This is a genomic window from Elusimicrobiota bacterium (genome assembly GCA_016182905.1).
Taxonomy (GTDB): Bacteria; Elusimicrobiota; Elusimicrobia; order UBA1565; family UBA9628; genus GWA2-66-18.
Genome location: JACPFR010000009.1, coordinates 125,926 through 148,123 on the forward strand (window position 1 = coordinate 125,926; position 22,198 = coordinate 148,123).

Genomic DNA, 22,198 nt, shown 5'->3' on the forward strand with positions numbered 1-22,198 from the left:
CATTGTCGCGTCTATCCCGGAGGGCGGGGCCAATCCCGCCCGTCCCCGACGGACGTCGACTCTCCGCCCCGCCCGAGTGAGAATTCGACGAATTTGCGAACCTGACACCGTCCCCCCTATCGGGTCAATCGACGGAAGTATTCCTTGATCGCGGAGTCGTGGGCGGCGGGGCGGGGCTCGCGCAGGGAGCGCTCGAGCTCCTCGCGCAGCTCGCGCGGGGGCCGGTACTCGTCGGCGGAGGGCAGGCGCACGCGGCCGGTCGCGCTGCCGCGCGCGCCGCGCGGCGCGGAGCGCACGGCGCCGCCGGGGATGTCGAAGGGCCGGCTCAGGGGGTCGCCGCCGCCGCCCGTGCCGCCGCCGGGTTCGTCCTCGGAGGCGCCGTCGTCGTCCTGGAGGATCGCCAGCGCGGCCTCGCCGCGCCGCAGGCCCTCGGACGCCTCCTGCTCGGACATCGCGTCGTCGATGCGGCGCGCCGGGCCGCCGGGCATGACGCCGAGGACGCCGGCCGCGTCGGAGACCACGCGGCGCAGGCGCGCGGCCGACTCCCGCGCCGCCGCCTGGATGTCGGCCGCCTCGCGCGTCGCGGCCGGGTCGAGGGCGGGGCCGCCGACGCCGCGTTCGAGCGCCGAGGCGGCGTCGTCGAGGGCCTTCGCGGACGCCTCGTGCGCCGCGGCGCGCGCCCGGTCGGACAGGGACGCCTGGCGGGACTGGCCGGCGGCGGCGCGCATGAGCCGGACCGCCTCGTCCGCCCGGCCCGCCTTGAGGCGCTCCCGCGCCGCGCGGGCCGCGCGCTCCGCCTCGGCCGCGGGCGCGGACGCCAGCGCCGTGTCGATCGCGTCCTGCGTCTGGAGGAGCAGCTCCTTCTGCGCCCGCACCGTCGCCGCGAGGCGCGCGTTCTCGCGGCGGCGCGCGGCCTCGACGGCCTTCTCCTGGCGCGCCACGGCCTCGCGCCAGGCCTGCGCCACGCGTCCGGCCGACTCCTTGGCCTTTCCCGCCTGGGACTGGGCGGCGCGCTTGCCCGACTCGCGCAGGCCCTTCGCGACGCGGGACAGCTTCTCCGCCAGATCCTTGGCCGCCTTCGCGGCGCCGGCGGCGTCGCCGCTCTGCAGGGCGCGGCGCAGGGCGGACGCCGCCTCGCGCGCGCCCTCGAGCGGGAGCTCGCGGACCTTGGCCGTCTCCTCGGAGGCGACCGGAAGGGATTCGATGGACCGCCGCAGCTCCTCGAGGGCCGCGTCCACGGAGGACAGCGCCTTCTGCAGGTCGGCCGCCTCGGCCGGGGACAGCTTCTCCTTGAGGCGCTCGATGGAGTCTTCCAGCGCGCGGCCCTCGCGCTCGGCGTCGAAGGCGCGGTCGGACATGTCCTGGGTGTTCTGCACGCTCGCGCCCGCGCGCAGGGCGGAGGACGCGGCGCGCGCCTGCTCGGCCAGCGCGGACTGCTCGCGGGCGGCCCGGGGAAGGTCGCGCTCCTTGAGCGCGGCCTCGGCCTTGGGAAGGCCTTCCATGCCCGCGGCGGCCAGGCTCTCGGCGGCGGCCGCGGCCTGGTCGGCGAGGCCGGGGTTGGCGCGCGGGTCGTCGCGCATCGCGTCGTTCCACGCCATCAGGGCGCCCGCGGCGGCCGACCACAGGCCGTTCACGGGACGGGCCGCCTCGCGCGCGGCGTCCTCGTCGCCGGAGGCGGCGGCCTTCGCGGCCGCCTCTGCCGCGGCGGCGGCGCGATCGAGCGCGGCGAGAGCCCGCTCGCGCGCCGCGAGCGCCTCGGCGTGCTCCGCGTCGACGTCGACGACGTCGACCGAGCCTTTCTCGGAGCGCGCGGTCTGGGGAGGCGACGCGTCGTCGGACGCCTCGAGCCAGAACTCGACCGCGCCGCCCGGGGCGAGGTCGCGCAGCGCGAGGACGGCGTCGCCGAGCGTCTCCGAGGAGCCGCGGTCGATCGGCAGCGCCCGCCGGCGGATCGCCGCGCCCCTGGGGGCGACGACGAGCTCCAGGCGCGTCAGGGCGCCGTCGTCGCGCGCGGAGTAGGCGATCGTCACCGTGTCCCGCGGCCCGGCCTGCAGCGGGACCTGGGGCGACAGGAGCTCGACCGTCGGCTTGCCGTCGCCGAGGACGCTCAGCGCGTAGACGGGCGGCGAGGGATCGCTCCGGCCGTCCGCCGAGACGAGGGCCAAGGACAGGGTCGCGTCCTCCTGAGCCAGGAACCCGGCCGACCACGTGCCGCGGTCCTCCCGCATCGGCAGCGGCGCCGGGAGCGCGGACAGCCGCAGCGCGGCCGACGCGAGCGGGGCGGCGGAGCCGCCCTGCACCGTCACCCAGTCGCCGCGCCGGGCGCGCACCGGAGCGTCCACGCCGAGGACGAAGGTCCGCTCGCCGCGGGCGCCGTGGACGACCGCCTTGGCGTCCTCGAGGCGCGGGGCCGGCACGGCCCGCAGGCGCCGCGCGGAGGTGACGAGGCCCCGGCTCCGGGCGCGATACTCGAGCGGCCCGGCCAGGGCGCCCGTCTCGAACGAGCCGGAGACCGCGTCCACGGCGTCCCACGACGCCGCCCTCCAGGTTCCGCCCTCGCCGCGGGTCTCGAGCGCGAGGTCCGCGCCGCGCAGGCCCGCGGCCGAGCCTTCGGGCGTCAGGCGCGCGGTCAGGACGGCCGACGCTCCCTGATCCACGCTCGCGTCGCCGGGAAGGAGGACGACGAGGCGGTCGAGCGGCGCGTCGCGCCAGGGCGCCAGCACGCGCGTCCAGGAGCCGCGCGCCCCGGCGGCCAGGCACAGGGCCAGCGTCGCCGCCGCGCCGGCGGCCGCGCCGGCGCGAGCCGCGCGCGACGGCGTCCAGGAGTACAGCGGCGACTCCGGGAGCCCCGCCGCCAGCGCGTCGGCCCTCGCGAGATGCTCGCGCCGCAGCTCGGCGGACACGTCCCGGCCGCCGCTCTCGGAGCGCAGCGCCCAGGCCGGGGAGAGCATCGCCCGCGTCTCGGGCCAGCGGCGGGCGGCGTCGGCGAAGACCGACTCCCAATCGACCGCGCGCCAGGGGGCGATCAGGCCGCGCCAGGCGTGGACGGCGAGCGCCGCGGCCCCCGCCAGCCAGGCCGCGAGGCGCAGCGGCTGCGGCAGGGGAAGGAGGCGGTCGGCCGCGGCCATGGCCGCCGCGGCGGCGAGCCCCCAGCCCAGGACGCGGGCCGCGGCTTCGAGAGCGAGGGCCCGGCGGCGCTGGAAGCGCCACGCGGACACGCGTGTTTCAAGGCTCATGACTCAGTGTACCGAAAGCGTCGCGGCCGCGCCAGCGAGGTCCGGGCTTACGCGACTTCGGCGACGGCGGGAGAGGACAGGCGGCTTTCGGCTTCGCGCAGGTCGCGCAGCGCCTCGCGGCGCCGGTCGAGCTCGTGCGCGGGGGTGCGGCGCTTGACGTGATCGCGCTCGATCTCCATCAGGATGTCCTCGGCGCGCACCGAATCCGCGTAAGGGCGGGCGTGGAACATCGAACGCCAGCCGGCCCGTATCTCGCCGACCGCGTCCCACTCGTGGAGGATCGTCTCGAGGAGGGTCTTGAGCACCATGCCGACGCCCACGAGGCCGACCGTGAGGGTGAACATGAACTTGACGTACATCTCCATGGAACTCATATCGACATTGTAGCCGCCCGGCCGCCCCGGCGCACGGGCCGACGGGGCCCGGCGGTGAGAGCCCAAGGACCCATCTCGAATTGGGCCATAAGGCCTATATCCGCCTCATGCGCCGGCCGTAGCCCGCGGCGAGCGCGGCCATGCCCAGGGCCATGCCCGTGGTGGTCCAGGCCGCGCCGAACCGGGAGGCGAGGCCGCCCGCGACGAAGCTCCCCAGCGGCGAGAGGCCGATGAAGATCATGGAGTAGAAGCTCATGACGCGGCCGCGATGCCGGTCGTCCGACAGCTCCTGGAGCGCCGTGTTGGCCCCGGCCAGCACGCGGATGGCGAACCAGCCGATCATCGCCATAAACAGGCAGGACAGCCAGAAATGGGTCGACCAGGCCATGCAGGCCAGCGCGACGGCCAGGCCGGCCGAGCCCGAGACGATCGCCGCGCCCACGCCCTCCGCGCCCCGGCGCCGCGCCAGGGCCAGGGCCCCGATCATCGCCCCGACGCCCGAGAACGAGGACAGGATGCCGAGGCCCTTCGCGCCCGAATGGAGGACGTCCTCGGCGAAGACCGGCATCAAGGTGTAGACCGGGAGGCCCACGATGCCCACGACCGTGAGGGCCATCAGCACGAGCCGGATCGGCTCGCGGCCGAAGGCGTAGGCCATGCCGTCGCCGATCTCCTGCCACGGCCCGCCGCGCGGCTCCGGAGGCGGCGGCTGGCGCACGCCGCGGATCGCCTTCAGCGCGAACAGGACCGCCACGTAGCTGAGCGCGTTGATCCCGAAGCAGCCCGCCTCGCCCGCGTAGGCGATGGCCAGCCCCGCGAGCGCCGGGCCCACGATGCGCGAGGCGTTGACGACGGTCGAGTTGAGCATGATCGCGTTGTGCCGGTGGTCGACGGGCACCAGCTCGCCGATCAGGACCTGGCGCGCGGGCATGTCGAACGCGTTGACCACGCCGAGCCCGAACGAGAGCAGGAACACGTGCCAGACTTCGATGCGCCCGCCCCAGGTCAGGAGCGCCAGCAGCGAGGCCTGGACCATGGCCAGGAGCTGGGTGCGCTTGACGAGGCGCAGGTGGTCGGCGTGGTCCACCGCGAAGCCCGCGTAGAAGCCGAGGACGAGCACCGGAAGCTGGCCGACCAGCGCGACGAGCCCGAGCATCAGCGGGTCCCTCGTGAGGCGATAGACGAGCCAGGCCTGCGCGGTGTTCTGCATCCAGGATCCGACCAGGGAGACGAACTGGCCGAAGAAGAAGAGCCGGAAGTTCCGGTGGCTCAGGGCCGTGAACATAGCTCCGAGGCGCGGTCGAGCAGGGCCGCCGCGCGCGGCGAAAGAGGCTTCGAGTCCAGGAGCTCGGCCAGCTGGGCCGGCGTGCGCGCGCCGAGCGTCGCGCTCGCGACGAACGGCTTGCCCATGATCCAGCCGAGGGCCGCCTGCGCGCAGGTCGAGCGCTCGAGCGCGGCGACCGCCTGGAGGACCTTGACCAGGGCCGCGCCGCGCTGCGGCTCCACGTAAGGAAAGGCGTCCGCGCCCGCGCGGCGTCCGGACGCGGCCGCCGACGCGTACTTGCCGCTGAGCAGCCCCCCCGCGAGCGGGCTCCACGAGACCAGCGAGACCCCGTCGCGCTCCGCGACCGGCACGAGGTCGTTCTCCGCGAAGCGCGCGGCGAGGCTGTACTGCACCTGGTCGAAGGCGAAGCGCCCGCGCGCGGAGACCAGCTGCTCGCCGGAGAAGTTCGAGCAGCCGAGGACGCGGACCTTGCCGGCCTCAGCCGCCGCCTCCAGCGCCCGGAGGCTCTCCTCGAGGGGGACCTCGCGGTCCCACCCGTGCGGCATGTAGAGATCGACGTGATCGGTCTTCAGGCGCTTCAGGCTGGCGTCGAGGGCTTTCTTGATCCAGCGCGCGGAGAGGCCGCCCGTAGACGGGTCGCCCTCGTCCATCCGGCCGAGCACCTTGGTCGCGATCAAGAAGCGGCTGCGCCGCTTCCTGAGTATCCGGCCGAGCATCTCCTCCGCCGCGCCGCGGCCGTAGATGTCGGCGGTGTCGATGAGGTTGACGCCCCGCTCGAGCGCGAGGTCGATCAAGGATGACGCGGTCTTGTCGTCGATCGCCCCCACCCCGTGCCAGTCCGCGCCGAAGTTCATCGTGCCCAGCGAGAGCGCGGACACCTGGAGACCGGACCGGCCGAGGGGATTCATCCGCACGCGGGCATTCTATCAAGAAAGCTTTACCGGGCGGGCATGGGCGCCCGGCGGCCGCTTTGATAGCCTCGGCCCATGCGAGTATTGATGTCCCGCCCGGACCATTTCGAGATCGCCTACGAGATCAATCCGTGGATGCATATCGGGAACCAGGCCCGCTCCCGGCGCGCGCTGAGCCAGTGGCGGCGCCTCTACGACCTCTACCGCCGCTCGGGGGTCGACGTCGAGCTGGTGGACCAGCCCCGGGGCCTTCCGGATTTCGTCTTCACCGCCAACGGCGGCCTCGTGTTCGGGAAGAAGGTCGTCCTGCCCTCGTTCCGCCCGGCGCAGCGACGGCCCGAGACCGCTCATTTCAAGGCCTGGTTCGAGGGCCACGGCTTCGAGACCCTCGCCGTCAAGAACCATTTCGAAGGCGAGGGCGACGCGCTCTTCTTCCGCGGCACGCTGTGCATCGGCTACGGGCAGCGCACCTCCCTCGAGAGCCACGCCGAGGTGCGGGACCTGCTCGGAGTGAGCCCGCTGTCGCTCGAGCTGGTCGACCCGCGGTTCTATCACCTGGATACCTGCTTCGCGCCGCTGGGCGACGTCGTGCTGTATTACCCGCAGGCCTTCAGCCGCGACGGCCGCGCGGCCATCGAGGCGCTCGCGCCGTCGGAGAAGCGCGTCGCCTTGAGCCTCGAGGAGGCCGAGGACTTCGCCGCGAACTGCATGCTGATCGACGGCGTCGCGGTCTCCTCCTGCGCGCTCAAGAGCTTCGAGCGGAAGCTGGCCGGCGCCGGGCTGGGCAGCGCCGCCTTCGGGCTCGGCGAGTTCATGAAGGCCGGCGGCGGGACCAAGTGCCTCACCCTCAAGCTCGACAACCCCTGAACCCATCACGAGACCTTTACCCCGCGTGCATGGCGGCCCCGAGGCCCCTTTGATAGCCTCCGTCGTCGCTCAACTCAGGAGGAAAAATGAAAACGATGATCGGCTCGATGCTCGTCCTCGGACTGCTGGCGGCGGCCGGGTCCGCGTCCGCGAAGGAAGACAAGGCCTGCGTCTTCAGCGACACGGTGAAGCTGAAGCAGCACCTTGAGATGCACGTGACCTACCCCGCGAAGGGCAAGGCGATCAAGGAGGCGTGCAAGAAAGAGATGCCCGACGAGTTCCCCAAGTCGGAGAAGGCCTGCATCAACAAGAAGCTCAAGAACAACGTCGAGTACAAGGACGCGGACGAGGTGATGAAGGCGCTCGGCGTCGAGACGGCCCCCGCTCCGACGATGCCGGCTCAGTGAGGCCGCTTCTTGTATTGCCCTTTGTGATCGGGCTTGCGGTGGTACGGGGACGGGGGCTTGGCCGCTATTGAAGGAAGCGGGGCGGCGGGCTTGGCGTCCTCGAAGGTCTCCGGCGTGAGCAGGCACAGGAAGCGGGCGATGATCTCCTTGAGATCCATCTCGTCCGTGGCCAGCTCCCAGTCGGGGCCGAGGAACTCGGCGGCGCGGAAGTACTTGTCCTTCTCCTGGAAGGCGGTCAGGATCTTGGCCACCTTCCGGGCGCCGATCTCCTGGCGGGTGGGGATCTTCCCCTCCTTCATCCGGCTCTTGGTCATGTGCTCGATGCGGCTGATCATGTGCCGGTTGCTCGGGCTGACGAGGCTGATCGCCAGGCCCGCCTTACCGCTGCGCGCGGTGCGGCCGATGCGGTGGACGTACACGTCCATCTCGCGCGGGATGGAGAAGTTGATGACGTGCGTGAGCTCCTTCACGTCGAGGCCGCGCGAGGCCACGTCGGTGCAGACGAGCAGGGTCAGCTTCTTCTCGCGGAAGGCGTTCATCGTGCGGTCGCGGTCGTGCTGGGACTTGTCGCCGTGCAGGGAGTCCACCTTGTAGCCGCGGACCGTCAGGGCCTGCTGGACGTCCATGACCAGGGCCTTGGTCTGGCAGAACACGAGGCCGTAGAACTCGTCGGCGGACTCGATGATCTTGACGATCAGGTCCACCTTGTCCGACTCGCGCGCGAGGTAGTAGACCTGCTCGACGGTGGTCGACAGCATCTCGCCGCGGTTGATCTGCACCTGCTTGGGCTTGCGCAGGTAGGCGTCGGCCACGCGCCGCACGCCCGGGCTCATCGTCGCGGAGAACAGCCAGATGTGGCCGGTCTCCCGCGGCGTCGCCTTGAGGATCTTCTCCAGATCCTCCTTGAAGCCCATCGAGATCATCTCGTCGGCCTCGTCGAGGACGACCGTCTTCACGCCCGCGAGCCTGAGCGCGCCCCGGTCGATGAGGTCGATGATCCGGCCCGGCGTGCCGACGACGATCGCCGCGCCGTGCTTCAGGCCGTCGAGCTGGGCGGCGTAGCTCGCGCCGCCGTAGATCGGGACCGCCTTGACGCCCTTGTGCTTGCCGAAGAGGTTGATCTGGCCGGAGACCTGGACGGCGAGCTCGCGCGTCGGGCACAGGATCAGGCCCTGGACGTGCTTCTTGGCCGCGTCGACCTGCTCGAGCAGCGGGATGCCGAACGCCGCGGTCTTGCCGGTCCCGGTGGCCGCCTGGCCGATGAAGTCGGTGGGGACGCCGAGCAGGATCGGCAGCGCCTCCTTCTGGATGTCCGTCGGGGCCGAGTAGCCGAGCTCCGCGATCGCGCGGGCCAGGGGAGCGGACAGCTTCAGGTCGTCGAATGATTTCACGCCTACAGTCTACATAAAGCGCCGTCATGAAGGCTTTTCGCGGCGTCCATGGAACCTGCGCCCCGGCGCCGGCTATCATCGATAAAAGCGCACGGAGGAGCCATGGAGCATTCCACCCGGCGGCACAAGGGCGGGCGGCCGCGGACCGCGGAGGAGGAAGCGCGCGCGCCTGGAGACCCTGGGGCTCGCCGCCTTCCTGAAGACGACCGGGGGCAAGGGCCTGCACGTCGCGGTGCCGCTGGAGCCGGGCGCGACGTGGCCCGCGGCGAAGGCGTTCTGCAAGGCGTTCGCGGAGCTCATGGCCGCCGACGCTCCGGACCTCTACACGACCAGGCTCAACAAGGCGGCCCGGCGCGGGCGGCTGTTCATCGACTACCTGCGCAACGAGCGCGGCGCGACCGCCGTCGGCGCCTATTCGCCGCGCGCGCCCCGGCGCCCCGGTCGCGACGCCGCTAGCCTGGTCCGAGCTGACGCCTTCGATGCGGTCGGACCGGTTCGACGTGCGCACCGTCCTGCCGCGCCTGAAGAAGGACCCCTGGAAGGGCTTCGAGGGAGCGCGGCGCCCGCTGCCGCGGGCGTAGCTCGGCGAAAAAACGGTCACACGGCGTCCATGGCTCCCGGCCGCGGCCGGTTCTTATAATCGCGCCATGACCAACGCCGCCGCGCCCCCGCGCCCGAGCGCCGCCCTGAAGCCGATCGCGCCGGGCAGGCCGTACCCGCTGGGCGCCAGCTACGACGGAGCCGGCGTCAATTTCGCCCTTTTCTCCCGGAACGCCGCCCGCGTCGAGGTCTGCCTCTTCGACTCGCCGGACGCGACGAAGGAGACGGACTGCTTCCCGCTGCCCGAGCAGACCGACATGGTCTGGCACGGCTATCGCCGAGGGCTCAAGCCCGGCCAGCTGTACGGCTACCGCGTCCACGGCCCCTACGAGCCGGCCGCCGGGCACCGCTTCAACCCGAGCAAGATCCTGTTCGACCCCTACGGCAAGGCGGTGGGCCGGGACCTGTCGTGGGACGACTCGCTGTTCGGCTACCGCATCGGAGACCCCAAGGCGGACCTCTCCAACGACCCGCGCGACTCCGCGCCGTACGGCATGCTCAGCGCCGTGGCCGACGACGTCTTCGACTGGCGCGGCGACGCGCCGCCCCGCATCCCCTGGCACAAGACGGTGATCTACGAGGCGCACGTGAAAGGCCTGACCAAGCTCCATCCCGGCCTGCCGGAGGCCGTGAGGGGCACGTACGCGGGCGTCGGCTCGAAGCCGGTCGTCGAGCATCTCCGCTCGCTCGGGATCACCTCCCTCGAGCTGCTTCCGGTGCAGCACTTCCTGCGCGACCGGCACCTGCTCGAGAAGGGGCTGACGAACTACTGGGGCTACAACACCTTGAGCTATTTCGCCCCGCACAGCGCCTACGCCGTCGACCCGTCGAACGCGGTCGTCGAGTTCAAGGAGATGGTGCGCTCCCTGCACGCGGCGGGCATCGAGGTGATCCTCGACGTCGTGTACAACCACACCGCGGAGGGCAGCCAGCTCGGGCCGACGCTGAGCCTGCGCGGCATCGACAACGCGGCCTACTACCGCCTGGCCGAGGACCCGCGCTACTACACCGACTTCTCGGGCTGCGGCAACTCGCTGAACATGAGGGAGCCGCGCGTCCTGCAGCTCATCATGGACAGCCTGCGCTACTGGACGACGGAGATGCGCGTCGACGGCTTCCGCTTCGACCTGGCCTCCGCCCTCGCGCGGGAGCTGTACGAGGTCGACCACCTGAGCGCGTTCTTCGACATCATCCACCAGGACCCGGTGCTGTCGCGCGTGAAGCTCATCGCCGAGCCCTGGGACCTCGGCGAGGGCGGCTACCAGGTCGGCAACTTCCCCCTCGGCTGGGCGGAGTGGAACGGGCGCTACCGGGACGCCGTCCGCGCCCTCTGGAAGGACCGGTCGACGCGCATGGCGGAGTTCGCCACGCGGCTCGCGGGAAGCAGCGACCTGTACGAGCACAGCGGCCGCAAGCCCTGCGCCAGCGTCAACTTCATCACCTGCCACGACGGCTTCACTTTGCAGGACCTCGTGAGCTACGACGGCAAGCACAACGAGGCCAACAAGGACGGCGACAAGGACGGGACCGACGACAACAAGAGCTGGAACTGCGGCGCGGAGGGGCCCACGGACGACCCCGCGGTGCTCGCGCTGCGCGAGCGTCAGAAGCGCAACCTCATGGCGACCTTGCTCCTGTCGCAGGGAGTCCCGATGATCCTCGGCGGCGACGAGCTGAGCCGCACCCAGCGGGGCAACAACAACGCCTACGCCCAGGACAACGAGCTGAGCTGGACGAGCTGGACGCTCGACGCCGCCGGCGAGCGTTTCGCCGCCTTCGTGCGCGGCCTGCTCGAGCTGCGGGCCGCGCAGCCCGTCCTGCGCCGCCGGACCTTCTTCACGGGACGCGGCCTGCACGGCCTCAAGGACATCTTCTGGTTCGAGCCCTCGGGCAAGGAGATGACGCCGGAGGCTTGGGACGACCCCGCGATCCGCACGCTCGGCGTGCGCCTCGGAGAGGGCGGCATCGACGAAGTGGACGACGAGGGCACCCGGGCGCGCGGCGACACCTTGCTCATCCTCATCAACTCCGACCCCGCCCCGGCCGAGTTCAAGGAGCGGCCGTCGGAGCGGCCCGGGGTCTGGGAGCGGGTGCTCGACACCGCCGTCGATCCGCCCGTCCCCCTGTCCTCGCCGCCCCAGGAGCCCTATCGCATCGAGGGCCGCTCGCTCGCGGTGTTCCGCCTGTCGGCGCCGCGCGAAGGCGCCCCGGCGTGACCGCCGTCACGGCGGCCGGCGCCCGCGAGGCCGCCCGACGAATCCTGCGCGCGGAGCTCGCCGCGGCTTACATGCCGGCCTCGGTGTACCGGCTGCAGCTGACGCCGCGGACCGGCTTTCGCCGCGCCGCCGAGTTGACCGGCTACCTCCGAGACCTCGGGATCCACGCGCTCTACTTCTCCCCCTACTTCAAGACCGCGGCGGGTAGCGCCAACGGCTACGCCGTCACGGATCCGACTGCCCTCGACCCGGGCCTCGGGTCGGAGCGCGACTTCGACGCCCTGTGCGCGCGGCTGTCCGAGGCGGGGCTGGGGCACGTCGCCGACATCGTCCCCAACCACATGGGCATCGCGGAGAACCCGTACTGGCGGGACGTCCTCGAGCACGGCCGGCGGTCGCGCTTCGCGGGTTTCTTCGACATCGACTGGGACCCGCCCAAGGCGGCCTTGCGGGGGCGGATCCTGCTGCCGGTGCTCGAGGATTATTTCGGGAAAGTCCTCGAGGAGGGGCTCATCCGGCTGGTCCACGCCGACGGCCGCTTCTCGATCGCCTACCGGAACCTGAGCTTCCCGCTCGCGCCGTCCTCCTTGTCGTACCTGTACGAGCGAGCCGGCGCCGTCGGGCCGGCCGCGTCCCGGCGCGCGGCGCGCTGCCTCGCCGCGTTCAACGGGAGGAAGGGCGTGCCGGCGAGCTTCGACCTCCTCGAGGGCCTGCTCGATCTCCAGGTCTACCGGCTCGCGCACTGGCGCGCCGCCTCCGACGAGATCAATTACCGGCGCTTCTTCAACTTCAACGACCTCGCGGCCGTGCGCTCGGAGAAGCCCGAGGTCTTCGAGCTCTTCCACCGCCTCGTGTTCAGGCTGCTCGAGGAGGGCAAGGTCCAGGGGCTGCGCATCGACCATCCGGACGGCCTGTACGACCCGCCCGGCTATTTCGCGCGGCTGCAAGAGGGCTGGCTGCGCCGCCGTCTCGAGCGCGCCGGCATCCCGCCGGAGGAGGCCGCCGCGGCCCTCTCCGAGGAGGAGTTCCGCGAGGCCGCGCCGCTCTTCGTCGTCGCCGAGAAGATACTCGACCGGCGCGAGCCGCTGCGCGACGACTGGCGCGTGCGGGGGACGGTCGGCTACGACTTCCTGAACTCGCTCAACGGCCTGTTCGTCGACCGCGCCGGCGAGGCGGCGATGGACGCCGCCTACGAGCACTTCATCGGACGGAGGAAGGACGTCGCGGCCCTCGTCTACGCGGCCAAGCGCCTCTTCCTCGAGACTTACCTCGCCGGAGAGATCGAGGCCCTCGGCCACCGCCTGTCGGAGCTCGCGGAGTCGAATCGAGCGTACCGGGACTTCACGAAGCGCAGCCTCACGGCCGCGGTGCGCGAGGCGATCGCCTGCTTCCCGGTCTACCGCACCTACATCGCGCCGCGGGCGCGATTTCCTTCGGAAAGCGACCGGCGCTACATCGCCGCGGCCCTGGCCCGGGCGCGCGGGGCGGCGCCGGACCTGGGCTCCGGCGTCTTCGACCTCCTCGAGGACGTCCTGCTCCTGAGAGCCGAGCCGCGCGCCGACCCGGAACGGAGGGCGGCGTTCCGGGACTTCGTCCTGCGCTTCCAGCAGCTGACGGCTCCCGTCATGGCGAAAGGCCTCGAGGACACCGCGTTCTACATCGACCACAGGCTGGTCTCCTTGAACGAGGTCGGAGGCGATCCCAGGCGCTTCGGGGAATCCGCGCCGGAGTTCCACCGCCTGAACCAGGAGCGCGCCCGGCGCTGGCCCGGCTCGCTCGCCGCGGCGACCACGCACGACGCCAAGCGCAGCGAGGACGTGCGGCTGCGCATCGACGCGCTCAGCGAGGTCCCGGCGGCGTGGAAGACGGAAGCCGCGCGCTGGGCGGGCCACAACGAGAGGCACAAGACCTTGCTCGACGGCGCGCTCGAGCCCGACCGCGACACCGAGTACTTCATCTATCAGACCTTGCTCGGCTGCTGGCCCGACGACGAGCGCCGCGCCGACGGGGCCGACTTCGCCGAGCGCGTCCGCGCCTACGTCAAGAAGTCGGTCCGCGAGGCCAAGCGGCGCACCGACTGGCTCCGGCCCGACGGCGAATACGAGGAGGCCGTGGACCGCTTCCTGCGGAACATCCTGAGCCGCGGCGAGGACAACGCCTTCCTGAAGGTCTTTTCCCCGTTCCAGCGGCGGATCTCGGCGCTCGGCAAGCGCAGCGCCCTCTCGGCGCTCACGCTGAGGCTCGCCTCTCCGGGGCCCGTCGACGTCTATCAGGGCGACGAGCTCTGGAACTACCGGCTGACCGACCCCGACAACCGCCTTCCCGTCGACTTCGAGCGCCGGGCCGCGGCGCTCGCCGGGCTGCGCCGGCTCCTCGCGGAGGGCCGGCCCCGCGTCGAGGTCGTGCGCGAGCTCGCGGCGCGCATGGACGACGGCCGCGTCAAGATGTTCCTCCTGCGCGAAGGGCTGCGTCTGCGCCGCCGCGCGCCGGATCTCTTCCTGAAGGGCGCCTACGAGCCGCTGAAGGTCCGCGGGCCCCGCGAGAAGCACGTCGTCGCGTTCCTGCGCCGCCGCGGCGGGCGCGTCCTGATCGCCGCGGGCGCGCGCTTCTTCGACCGCCTGCCGGAGGAGCCCGGCGCCTGGCACGGGACCTTCGTCGCGCTGCCCCGCTCCTTCCGCGCCGGCTCGCTGCGCGACGCCTACACCCATCGGCGGGTCAGGCCGGTCCTCGCGCGCGGCGGCCTCGCGATCCCCGCGCAGGAGCTTTTCCCGGTGATCGGCGCGGCCATGCTGGTGGGAGGCCATGAGGACTAGGACGAGCCCGGCGCGACGCCTCGCCGCGGGAGCCGAGTACTCCCCGGGGCGCGGCGTGCATTTCCGGGTGTGGGCCCCGGAGCGCCGCCGCGTCCGCGTCGTTTTCGAGGACGACGCCGGCGGCGAGACGCCGGGGCCGGAGCTCGAGGCGGAGGACGGGGGCTGCTTCTCCGGCTCCGCCCCGGACGCGCGGCCCGGGACGCTGTACCGCTTCCGGCTCGACGGCGAAGGGCCCTTCCCGGACCCGGCGTCCCGCTTCCAGCCGCGAGGGCCGCACGGCCCCTCGCAGGTCGTGGACCCCGGCGCGTATCCCTGGCGGGACGCCTCCTGGCGCGGGCCGCGCCGCGAGGGCCGCGTGCTCTACGAGCTGCACGTCGGGACTTTCACGCGCGAGGGCACCTGGGAGGCCGCCTCGCGGCGGCTCCAGGGCCTCGCCGACCTGGGGGTCACCGTCATCGAGGTGATGCCCGTCGCCGATTTCCCCGGGCGCTTCGGCTGGGGCTACGACGGGGTGAACCTCTACGCGCCGACGCGGCTCTACGGCTCGCCCGACGACTTCCGGGCCTTCGTGGACCGGGCCCACGGCCGCGGCTTGGCCGTCATCCTGGACGTCGTGTACAACCACTTCGGCCCCGACGGCAACTATCTCGGGCGCTTCTCCTCCCGCTACACGAAGGACGAGGCGACCGATTGGGGCCCCGCGATCAACTTCGACGGCGCGGACAGCGGGCCGGTGCGGGAGTACTTCGCGTCGAACGCCGCGTACTGGATCTCCGAGTACCATCTCGACGGCCTGAGGCTCGACGCGACGCACGCGATACGGGACTCCTCTCCCGTGCACGTGCTCGCCGAGGCCGCGCGCGCCGCCCGCGCCGCGGCCGGGCGCCGGCCGATCGTCGTGTTCGCCGAGAACGAGGACCAGGAGGCGCGGCTCGCCCGGCCCGCGGCCGCGGGCGGCTGCGGGCTCGACGCCCTGTGGAACGACGACTTCCATCATTCGGCCCGCGTGGCCCTCACGGGCAGGCGCGAGGCCTACTACTCGGGCTATCTCGGCGCGCCCCAGGAGTTCATCTCGTGCCTGATGCGCGGCTTCCTCTACCAGGGACAGTTCTTCAAGTGGCACGGCAAGCGCCGCGGCACCCCGGCCGCCGACCTGCCGCCGTCGGCCTTCATCCATTACCTCGAGAACCACGACCAGGTCTCGACGTCCCTCGGCGGGCGCCGGCTCGGCGCTCTCGCCGACCCCGGCCGCCGCCGGGCGATGACGGCGGTGCTGCTGCTCGGCCCGCAGACCCCTTTGCTGTTCCAGGGCCAGGAGTTCGACTCGTCGGCGCCGTTCCTCTATTTCGCCGACCACGCGGGGACGCTGGGCGCGGCGGTGCGCGAAGGGCGCAAGGCCTTCCTCGCCCGGTTCCCGAGCATGGCCGCGCCGGAGGTCCAGGCCGCGCTGGAGGACCCGGGGGACCCTTCCACCTTCGAGCGCTGCAAGCTCGACGACGCGGAGAGGACCGGGAACGCGGCGGCGCTGGCCCTGCATCGCGACCTCCTGAGGCTGCGGCGCGAGGAGCCGTTCCGGTCGCAGGGGAGCGGCGGCCTCGCGGGAGCCGTGCTGGGCGCGGAGGCCTTCGCGGTGCGGTTCTGGGGCGCGCGCGGCGACGACCGGCTTCTCGTCGTGAACCTCGGCGGCGGCCTGGACCTCGCGCCCGCGCCCGAGCCCCTGCTCGCGCCTCCCGGAGGCGGGGCGTGGGAGACGCATTGGTCGAGCGAGCTGCCGGCCTACGGCGGCGCGGGCGCGTCCTCCCCCGTCGACCGGGAAGGGCGCTGGCGACTTCCGGCCGCCTGCGCGACCTTGCTGCGGGGAGCCGCCCGCGAGGAGGCGCAGCCTTGACAGGAACCGCCGCGCGTTCCATAATGAACGTGGCCATGGAAGAGAACACGCCGCCGACGACCCCGCTCGCGAGACTGAAAGCCGCGCTCAAGGACACGCGCGCCATGGTCATGGTCGCGCTCGTCTTGGCGGTCGCCGCGGCCGGCTCGGCCGTCTACAAGAAGCTCGTCCTCCAACCCGAGCTCGCGCTGGCGGAGATGCGCTTCCATTCGCACGAGGGCCTGATGAGGCTCTACGACCTGCAGATGGAGTACCGCCGCACGCATGAGACCTACGCCAACGACCTCGAGACGCTCCTCGCCGCCGCGCCCGACGGCGCCCAGCTCCGCGAGAAGCTGAAGGCGACGATGGACATCAGCACTTTGGCCGTCATCGGAGACGCGGACCGCTTCCGGCTCGAGGCCAACATCCTCGACCCCCAACGCACCTTGGTCAAGATCCGGGGACCGCTCGGCGAGCGCTGAGGCTCGCCGGTGTCCTCGTTCCGCCTCCGCTCCTCGTTCAAGCCCGCCGGCGACCAGCCCGACGCGATCTCGACCCTCGTCTCGCGCATCAAGGAAGGGGCCCCCGCGCAGACCTTGCTCGGCGTCACCGGCTCGGGCAAGACCTTCGCGATGGCCAACGTCGTCGCCCAGCTGAACCGGCCGACCTTGGTGCTCTCCCCCAACAAGGTCCTCGCCGCCCAGCTCTACGCCGAGTTCAAGTCCTTCTTCCCCGACAACGCGGTCGAGTTCTTCATCTCCTACTACGACTACTACCAGCCCGAGGCGTACGTCCCCTCGAGCGACACCTATATCGAGAAGGACTCCTCGGTCAACGACCGCATCGACCGGCTCCGGCTGAAGTGCACGAGCTCCTTGCTCGCGCGCAAGGACGTGCTCGTCGTCGCCTCGGTGTCCTGCATCTACAACATCGGCTCCCCCGAGGCCTACCAGAACCGCACGGTGCCGCTCGAGGTGGGCTGGAAGGTGACGCGCGACGAGCTGGTCAAGCAACTCGTCGAGGTGCATTACGAGCGCAACGAGATGGAGTTCGTGCGCGGCAAGTTCCGGATGAAGGGCGGGATCGTGGACATCTTCCCCGCGTACATGGAGACCGCGCTGCGCGCCACGCTCGGGGACGAGGGCGTGACCTCCCTGATCGAGTTCGACCCCCTGACCGGCGTCAAGATCAAGGACCTCCAGCGCGAGTGGGTGTATCCCGCCAAGCACTTCGTGACCGGCGGCCCGGAGCGCGAGCGCGCGATCGCGGCCATCGAGGCGGAGCTGGCCGACCGCAGCGCCTTCTTCAAGAGCCGGGGCAAGCTCCTCGAGGCCCAGCGCCTGGAGCAGAAGGCCCGGTACGACTTGGAGATGCTGCGCGAGATGGGCTTTTGCCACGGCATCGAGAACTACTCCCGCCACCTCTCCGGCCGTCCCGCGGGCGAGCGGCCCTACTGCCTCATCGACTTCTTCCCGAAGGATTATCTGCTGATCGTCGACGAGTCGCACGTGGCGGTCCCGCAGATCGGCGGCATGTACGAGGGCGACCGCGCGCGCAAGCAGACCCTCATCGACTTCGGCTGGCGCCTGCCCTCCGCGCTCGACAACCGGCCGCTCAAGTTCGCGGAGTTCGAAGGACTCGCCGGCCAGACCGTGTTCGTGTCCGCCACCCCCGGCCCCTACGAGCTCAAGAAGACGAAGGGCGAGATCGTCGAGATGGTCGTGCGCCCGACGGGGCTCGTCGACCCGGAGACGATCATCCGTCCCTCGGAGGGCCAGCTCGACGACCTGATCGTCCGCCTGCGCGACCGCGCCGCGAAGAAGGAGCGCGCGCTCATCACGACGCTCACCAAGCGCACCGCCGAGGACCTGGCCTCCTTCCTGACCACCAAGGGCGTCAAGGTCCGCTACCTGCACTCCGACATCGACTCCCTCGAGCGCATCCAGATATTGCAGGACCTCCGGGCGGGAGTCTTCGACGTATTGGTCGGCATCAACCTCCTGCGCGAGGGCCTCGACCTCCCCGAGGTGTCGCTCGTCGCGATATTAGGCGCCGACCACGAGGGCTTCCTCCGCAGCGAGACGACTTTGATCCAGATCTCGGGGCGCGCCGCGCGCAACGTCGGCGGGCAGGTGATCCTCTACGCCGACGCGGTCACCGGCTCGATGAAGCGCGCCCTCGACGAGATGGACCGGCGCCGGACCAAGCAGCTCGCCTACAACCTGGAGCACGGCATCAAGCCCAAGACCATCGTCAAGGCGATCGAGCAGCTCGAGGAGTTCCAGAGCGCCGCCAAGCGCGAGGGCCTGATGCTCCTGCGCGACGCCGAGAGGCCGCTGACGGCGAAGGACCTGCCGACGATCATCGAGGAGGTCGAGAAGCGCATGCGCGCCGCGGCCGACGCGCTCGACTTCGAGGCCGCCGTCCAGCTGCGCGACCAGCTCTTCGAGCTGAAGGGCATGTCGGCCAGCCGCCCCTCCTCCGGCCGCGCGAAGAAGAAGCGCTAGGCCGGGCCGCAAGCGGCCCGGCACAGATGCATCAGCGGAAGGCCTAATAGCATCTAGTCCCGGCGCACCTTCGCGAACGGCGTCCAGCGGGATCTGCGGCGCAAGAACAGCCACGGCATCAGAAGCTTGGGGATCATGCTCGCTCCGTGCGGCCACTCCGTTTAAACCTAATATCTTTTATCAGCTTATCTGATTTCTGTCAATACATAAGTTGATAAATAAACGAACGGATGAACCACAAAGACACCAAGGCACGAAGAACGGCTGAATGGTAACGGCGTTGCCGTTAACCTTCCCTCCGTTTTTCTTCGTGTCTTGGTGTCTTTGTGGTTTAAGCCGTTCCGCCGTTCAGGCGGTGTAGCTTTCGGCGTGCTGGCTGACGTCGAGGCCGGCCTCTTCCTGCTCGGGGCGGACGCGCAGCGTGATCGCCGCGTCGCAGGCCTTGTAGATGAGCCAGGAGCCGCCGAACGAATAGACGCCGACGATCAGGACCGAGGCCAGGTGGCGCAGGAAGATCGTCGGGTCGCCGTGGATGAGGCCGACCTTGTCGGCGAGCACGCCCGTCGCGATCATGCCGACGATGCCGCCCACGCCGTGGCACGGGAACACGTCGAGGGTGTCGTCGAGGTTCGTGCGCGCCTTGCGGTGCACGGCCAGGTTGCTGACGATGCTCGCGACCGCGCCGATCGCGAGGCTCTGACCGACGCTGACGTAGCCGGCGGCGGGGGTGATCGCGACGAGGCCGACGACCGCGCCGACCGAGGCGCCGAGCGCCGACGGCCGGCGGCCGCGCACGGCGTCGAAGAGCACCCAGGCCAGCATCGCGGACGCCGACGCGGTGTTGGTGGTCATGAAGGCCAGCACGGCGGTCTCGTTGGCGGCCAGCGCGGAGCCCGCGTTGAAGCCGAACCAGCCGAACCACAGCATGCCGGTGCCGAGCAGGACGAAGGGGATGTTCGCGGGAACGTGGCTCGTCCCCGGCGCGTGCTGCTTGCGCGGGCCCATGAAGATCGCGCCGGCGAGCGCGGCGAAGCCGGCGGTCATGTGCACGACGGTGCCGCCCGCGAAGTCGAGCACGCCCCACTGGCGCAGGAAGCCGTTCGGATGCCAGGTCCAGTGCGCGACCGGGCAGTAGATGAGGACGGTGAAGAGCACGATGAAGATCAGGTAGCTCATGAAGCGCACGCGCTCGGCGAAGGAGCCGGTGATCAGCGCGGGCGTGATGATCGCGAACTTGAGCTGGAACAGGGCGAAGAGCGCCAGCGGGATCGTGGGCGCCAGGTCGGGATGGGTCGCGCCGCCGACGCCGCGGAACATGAAATAGGTCAGCGGGTTCCCGACGAAGCCTCCGACCGAGTCGCCGAAGGACAGGCTGAAGCCGACCGCGACCCAGAGGATGCTGACCACGCCCATCGCGATGAAGCTCTGGAGCATCGTCGAGATCACGTTCTTGCGCTGGACCATGCCGCCGTAGAAGAACGAGAGGCCGGGGGTCATCAGCAGGACGAGCGCCGTGGCCGTGAGCATCCAGGCGACGTCGCCCGCCACGATGGGCTTGGCGCCGTCGGGAGCGGCCGCGGGGTGCGAGCCGAACGCCAGACCGGCGGCCGCCGCGAGGAGCAGCAGCCCGAGCGAGACGACCCATTCTTTCTTGTATTTCTGCATCGCTCCTCCCGAGAACGGGCGGTATGATACCATAGGGCGGTTGAGACAGAAAATCCAGGCGCGGCTGCGGCGGTACTTCATCTCGGGATTCTTCACCTTGATCCCGATCGGCCTCTCCGTGCTCGTCGTGTGGACCTTCGTCAGCACGGTGGACCTGACCTTGGCCCCCTTGCTCGACGCCGCCCTCGGCTTCCGCGTTCCCGGCCTCGGCCTCATCGCCGCGCTCCTCCTGATCCTCGGGGCCGGCGTGCTGGCCTCCCACGTCGTCGGCGAGCGCCTGTTCCTGGTCGCCGAGGAGTTCCTCGCGCGGATCCCCGTGTTCAAGTGGGTGTACGGCACGATCAAGCAGATGACCGAGGCCTTCTCGCCCGCGAGCAAGGCCTCCTTCAAGAGCGTGGTCATGGTCGAGTTCCCCCGCCCCGGCGTCTACAGCATGGGCTTCGCCACCGGCGAGACGATCCTCGACCTGCCGGACGGTTCCCAGAAGAAGCTGATCGCCGTGTACATCCCGACGAACCACGTCTACATCGGCGACGTGGTCTTCGTCCCGGCCGAGAGCGTCCTCCCGAGCCACCTGAGCGTGCAGCAGGGCATCCAGGTGGTCCTCTCGGCGGGCGCCGTCCACCCGGAGCGCCCCCGGAGGCGGGCGGAATGAGGCGCCTTCCCCCCGCCGCCTGGCGCGCGCTGCTCCGCGCCGCCCTTCGCGAGGACCTCGGCCGCGCCGGCGACGTCACGACCCGCTTCTTCGTCCCTCCGGCCACCCGCTTCTCCGTGCGCGTCGTCAGCCGCGAGGCCGGCGTCGTCTGCGGCCTCGAGGTCGCGGCGGCCGCCTTCAAGGCCTGCGAGCCTCTTTGCCGCGTGACCTTCCTCGCGCGGGACGGCGCCCGGGTGCGCCCCGGCCAGGCGGTCATGGCGGTGAAGGGAGGCCGCGGCCTGCTCACGGCCGAGCGCACGGCTCTCAATTTCCTGCAAAGGATGTCGGGCGTGGCGACCATGACCCGCCGCTTCGTCGACCGGGTCCGCGGGACGCGCGCGCGCATCCTCGACACGCGCAAGACCTTGCCCGGGTGGCGGGCCCTCGACAAGTACGCGGTCGCCTGCGGCGGAGGGCTGAACCACCGCCTCGGCCTCTACGACGCGGCGATGGTGAAGGACAACCATTACCTGGGCGGAGGCCTCGAGGCCGGCGCCGCGCGGCTGCGCCGCGCGTACCCGCGGATGCCGCTGATCGTCGAGTGCGACACCCCCGCCCAGGTCGCGCGGGCGCTGGCGCTGAGGCCCGAGGTGGTCCTCCTCGACAACATGCGCGGCCCGCGGCTGCGCCGGGAGATCCGCCGGATCCGGTCCCTGGCCCCGCGCGTGAAGATCGAGGTGTCGGGCGGCGTCGGCCTCTCCGAGCTGCGCGCGCTGGCGAAGCTGGGCCCGGACCGCATCTCGATCGGCCGCTTGACGCACAGCGCTCCCGCGCTCGACCTCGGCCTCGACCTGGGATGAGGCTCCCGGGCGTCAGGCGTCTCGTGCGCCTTGAGCGCGTCGACTCGACTCAGAGCGAGGCGCGCCGCCTCGCCGAAGCCGGCGCCCCCGACGGGACCTTGGTATGGGCCCTGCGCCAGGCCAAGGGCCGCGGCCGCATGGGCCGCCGCTGGCGCTCCGCGCCGGGCGGCCTGTACGCCTCCTGGCTGCTGCGCCCGGAGTTCCCGCCCGAGCGGCTCGCCGAGCTCTCGCTCGCCTGCGGCGAGGCGCTGGCCGCGGCCCTTCGGGAGTTCGGCGCGGCGACGAGCGTGAAGCCGCCGAACGACGTCTACGCGCTCTGCGCCGACGGCAAGGGACGCAAGGTCGCCGGGATCCTGTGCGAGGCGTCGGGAAGCGGCGGCCGGCTCGATTGGCTCATCGTCGGCTTCGGCGTCAACGTCGACAACGCGCCGCCGCTGGCGCGCTCCGTGAGCCTCCGCGCCCTCGCCGGCCGCCCCGTCGGAGTCGAGGCGGCGCTGAAGACCGCGATGACCGCCCTTTCCCGCGCCCGCCGGGCGGGCAATTTCGTATAATTACACATCCC

General features: G+C 71.4%; 17 protein-coding genes. 10 read left to right on the top strand and 7 right to left on the bottom strand.

The features are described 5' to 3' along the window. Positions 1-116: 116 nt before the first annotated feature. The 4 genes from HYV14_03485 to HYV14_03500 all read right to left on the bottom strand — a co-directional run bounded on the left by HYV14_03485 (position 117) and on the right by HYV14_03500 (position 5,809). A complete protein-coding gene (locus HYV14_03485; protein MBI2385059.1) occupies positions 117-3,236 on the bottom strand; it encodes a hypothetical protein in 3,120 nt (1,039 codons plus the stop codon). A 47-nt stretch (positions 3,237-3,283) separates the two neighbouring features. Beyond that, on the bottom strand, positions 3,284-3,610 hold the full coding sequence (locus HYV14_03490) for a hypothetical protein (GenBank protein MBI2385060.1): 327 nt from the start codon (positions 3,608-3,610) through the stop codon (positions 3,284-3,286). A gap of 94 nt (positions 3,611-3,704) precedes the next feature. Then, a complete protein-coding gene (locus HYV14_03495; protein MBI2385061.1) occupies positions 3,705-4,895 on the bottom strand; it encodes an MFS transporter in 1,191 nt (396 codons plus the stop codon). Further along, complete coding sequence (locus HYV14_03500) at positions 4,880-5,809, bottom strand: aldo/keto reductase (protein MBI2385062.1); 930 nt, start codon at positions 5,807-5,809, stop codon at positions 4,880-4,882. Before HYV14_03500 ends, HYV14_03495 begins: the two co-directional genes overlap by 16 nt. Positions 5,810-5,881: 72 nt before the next feature. Between HYV14_03500 and HYV14_03505 the strand changes: the two genes are divergently transcribed. Beyond that, positions 5,882-6,673, top strand: a complete 792-nt coding sequence (locus HYV14_03505) for a hypothetical protein (protein ID MBI2385063.1) — start codon at positions 5,882-5,884, stop codon at positions 6,671-6,673. Between the two features lie 86 nt (positions 6,674-6,759). Continuing rightward, positions 6,760-7,080 carry a hypothetical protein gene (locus HYV14_03510; GenBank protein ID MBI2385064.1) on the top strand — a complete coding sequence of 107 codons (321 nt, stop codon included), beginning with the start codon at positions 6,760-6,762 and terminating at the stop codon, positions 7,078-7,080. Here HYV14_03510 and HYV14_03515 read toward each other — a convergent pair. Together HYV14_03515 and HYV14_03520 are read right to left on the bottom strand one after the other, a co-directional pair. Next, positions 7,074-8,471, bottom strand: coding sequence for a DEAD/DEAH box helicase (locus HYV14_03515; protein ID MBI2385065.1), 1,398 nt, complete (start codon positions 8,469-8,471; stop codon positions 7,074-7,076). The two genes, HYV14_03510 and HYV14_03515, sit on opposite strands and share 7 nt — an antisense overlap. 75 nt (positions 8,472-8,546) lie before the next feature. Further along, complete coding sequence (locus tag HYV14_03520; protein MBI2385066.1) at positions 8,547-8,771, bottom strand: hypothetical protein; 225 nt, start codon at positions 8,769-8,771, stop codon at positions 8,547-8,549. Positions 8,772-9,118: 347 nt separating this feature from the next. Here HYV14_03520 and glgX point away from each other — a divergent pair, with 347 nt between their 5' ends. The 5 genes from glgX to uvrB are packed head-to-tail and all read left to right on the top strand — an operon-like array spanning position 9,119 to position 18,477. Continuing rightward, complete coding sequence (gene glgX, locus HYV14_03525) at positions 9,119-11,287, top strand: glycogen debranching protein GlgX (protein MBI2385067.1); 2,169 nt, start codon at positions 9,119-9,121, stop codon at positions 11,285-11,287. Next, the gene (treY, locus tag HYV14_03530; protein MBI2385068.1) at positions 11,284-14,100 is read left to right on the top strand and encodes a malto-oligosyltrehalose synthase; all 2,817 of its coding nucleotides are present in this window, start codon (positions 11,284-11,286) and stop codon (positions 14,098-14,100) included. The genes glgX and treY overlap by 4 nt, the downstream gene beginning before the upstream one ends. Further along, positions 14,090-15,988 (top strand): malto-oligosyltrehalose trehalohydrolase, encoded by a 1,899-nt coding sequence (treZ, locus tag HYV14_03535; protein ID MBI2385069.1) that lies wholly within the window; start codon positions 14,090-14,092, stop codon positions 15,986-15,988. The genes treY and treZ overlap by 11 nt, the downstream gene beginning before the upstream one ends. A gap of 35 nt (positions 15,989-16,023) precedes the next feature. Beyond that, on the top strand, positions 16,024-16,452 hold the full coding sequence (locus HYV14_03540; GenBank protein ID MBI2385070.1) for a hypothetical protein: 429 nt from the start codon (positions 16,024-16,026) through the stop codon (positions 16,450-16,452). Positions 16,453-16,461: 9 nt separating this feature from the next. Beyond that, positions 16,462-18,477 carry an excinuclease ABC subunit UvrB gene (uvrB, locus tag HYV14_03545; protein MBI2385071.1) on the top strand — a complete coding sequence of 672 codons (2,016 nt, stop codon included), beginning with the start codon at positions 16,462-16,464 and terminating at the stop codon, positions 18,475-18,477. Between the two features lie 348 nt (positions 18,478-18,825). Here the strand turns inward: uvrB and HYV14_03550 are convergent, their stop codons facing one another. After that, on the bottom strand, positions 18,826-20,142 hold the full coding sequence (locus HYV14_03550; GenBank protein ID MBI2385072.1) for an ammonium transporter: 1,317 nt from the start codon (positions 20,140-20,142) through the stop codon (positions 18,826-18,828). Between the two features lie 40 nt (positions 20,143-20,182). Between HYV14_03550 and HYV14_03555 the strand changes: the two genes are divergently transcribed. Genes HYV14_03555 through HYV14_03565 form a run of 3 tightly spaced genes read left to right on the top strand, consistent with a single transcriptional unit; the run spans position 20,183 to position 22,187 of the window. After that, positions 20,183-20,797 carry a DUF502 domain-containing protein gene (locus HYV14_03555; protein MBI2385073.1) on the top strand — a complete coding sequence of 205 codons (615 nt, stop codon included), beginning with the start codon at positions 20,183-20,185 and terminating at the stop codon, positions 20,795-20,797. Continuing rightward, positions 20,794-21,636 (top strand): carboxylating nicotinate-nucleotide diphosphorylase, encoded by an 843-nt coding sequence (gene nadC, locus HYV14_03560; protein MBI2385074.1) that lies wholly within the window; start codon positions 20,794-20,796, stop codon positions 21,634-21,636. Before HYV14_03555 ends, nadC begins: the two co-directional genes overlap by 4 nt. Positions 21,637-21,659: 23 nt before the next feature. Next, positions 21,660-22,187 carry a biotin--[acetyl-CoA-carboxylase] ligase gene (locus tag HYV14_03565; protein MBI2385075.1) on the top strand — a complete coding sequence of 176 codons (528 nt, stop codon included), beginning with the start codon at positions 21,660-21,662 and terminating at the stop codon, positions 22,185-22,187. The last annotated feature ends 11 nt before the right edge of the window (positions 22,188-22,198 follow it).

Bases quoted from the DNA above. Each gene is read 5' to 3' on its own strand.
- treZ (MBI2385069.1), top strand. From the start codon at position 14,090: ATGAGGACTAGGACGAGCCCGGCGCGACGCCTCGCCGCGGGAGCCGAG.
- HYV14_03550 (MBI2385072.1), bottom strand. From the start codon at position 20,142: ATGCAGAAATACAAGAAAGAATGGGTCGTCTCGCTCGGGCTGCTGCTC.
- HYV14_03495 (MBI2385061.1), bottom strand. From the start codon at position 4,895: ATGTTCACGGCCCTGAGCCACCGGAACTTCCGGCTCTTCTTCTTCGGC.
- HYV14_03490 (MBI2385060.1), bottom strand. From the start codon at position 3,610: ATGAGTTCCATGGAGATGTACGTCAAGTTCATGTTCACCCTCACGGTC.
- HYV14_03505 (MBI2385063.1), top strand. From the start codon at position 5,882: ATGCGAGTATTGATGTCCCGCCCGGACCATTTCGAGATCGCCTACGAG.
- HYV14_03540 (MBI2385070.1), top strand. From the start codon at position 16,024: ATGGAAGAGAACACGCCGCCGACGACCCCGCTCGCGAGACTGAAAGCC.
- HYV14_03520 (MBI2385066.1), bottom strand. From the start codon at position 8,771: ATGAGCTCCGCGAACGCCTTGCAGAACGCCTTCGCCGCGGGCCACGTC.
- nadC (MBI2385074.1), top strand. From the start codon at position 20,794: ATGAGGCGCCTTCCCCCCGCCGCCTGGCGCGCGCTGCTCCGCGCCGCC.
- HYV14_03485 (MBI2385059.1), bottom strand. From the start codon at position 3,236: ATGAGCCTTGAAACACGCGTGTCCGCGTGGCGCTTCCAGCGCCGCCGG.
- HYV14_03510 (MBI2385064.1), top strand. From the start codon at position 6,760: ATGAAAACGATGATCGGCTCGATGCTCGTCCTCGGACTGCTGGCGGCG.
- glgX (MBI2385067.1), top strand. From the start codon at position 9,119: ATGACCAACGCCGCCGCGCCCCCGCGCCCGAGCGCCGCCCTGAAGCCG.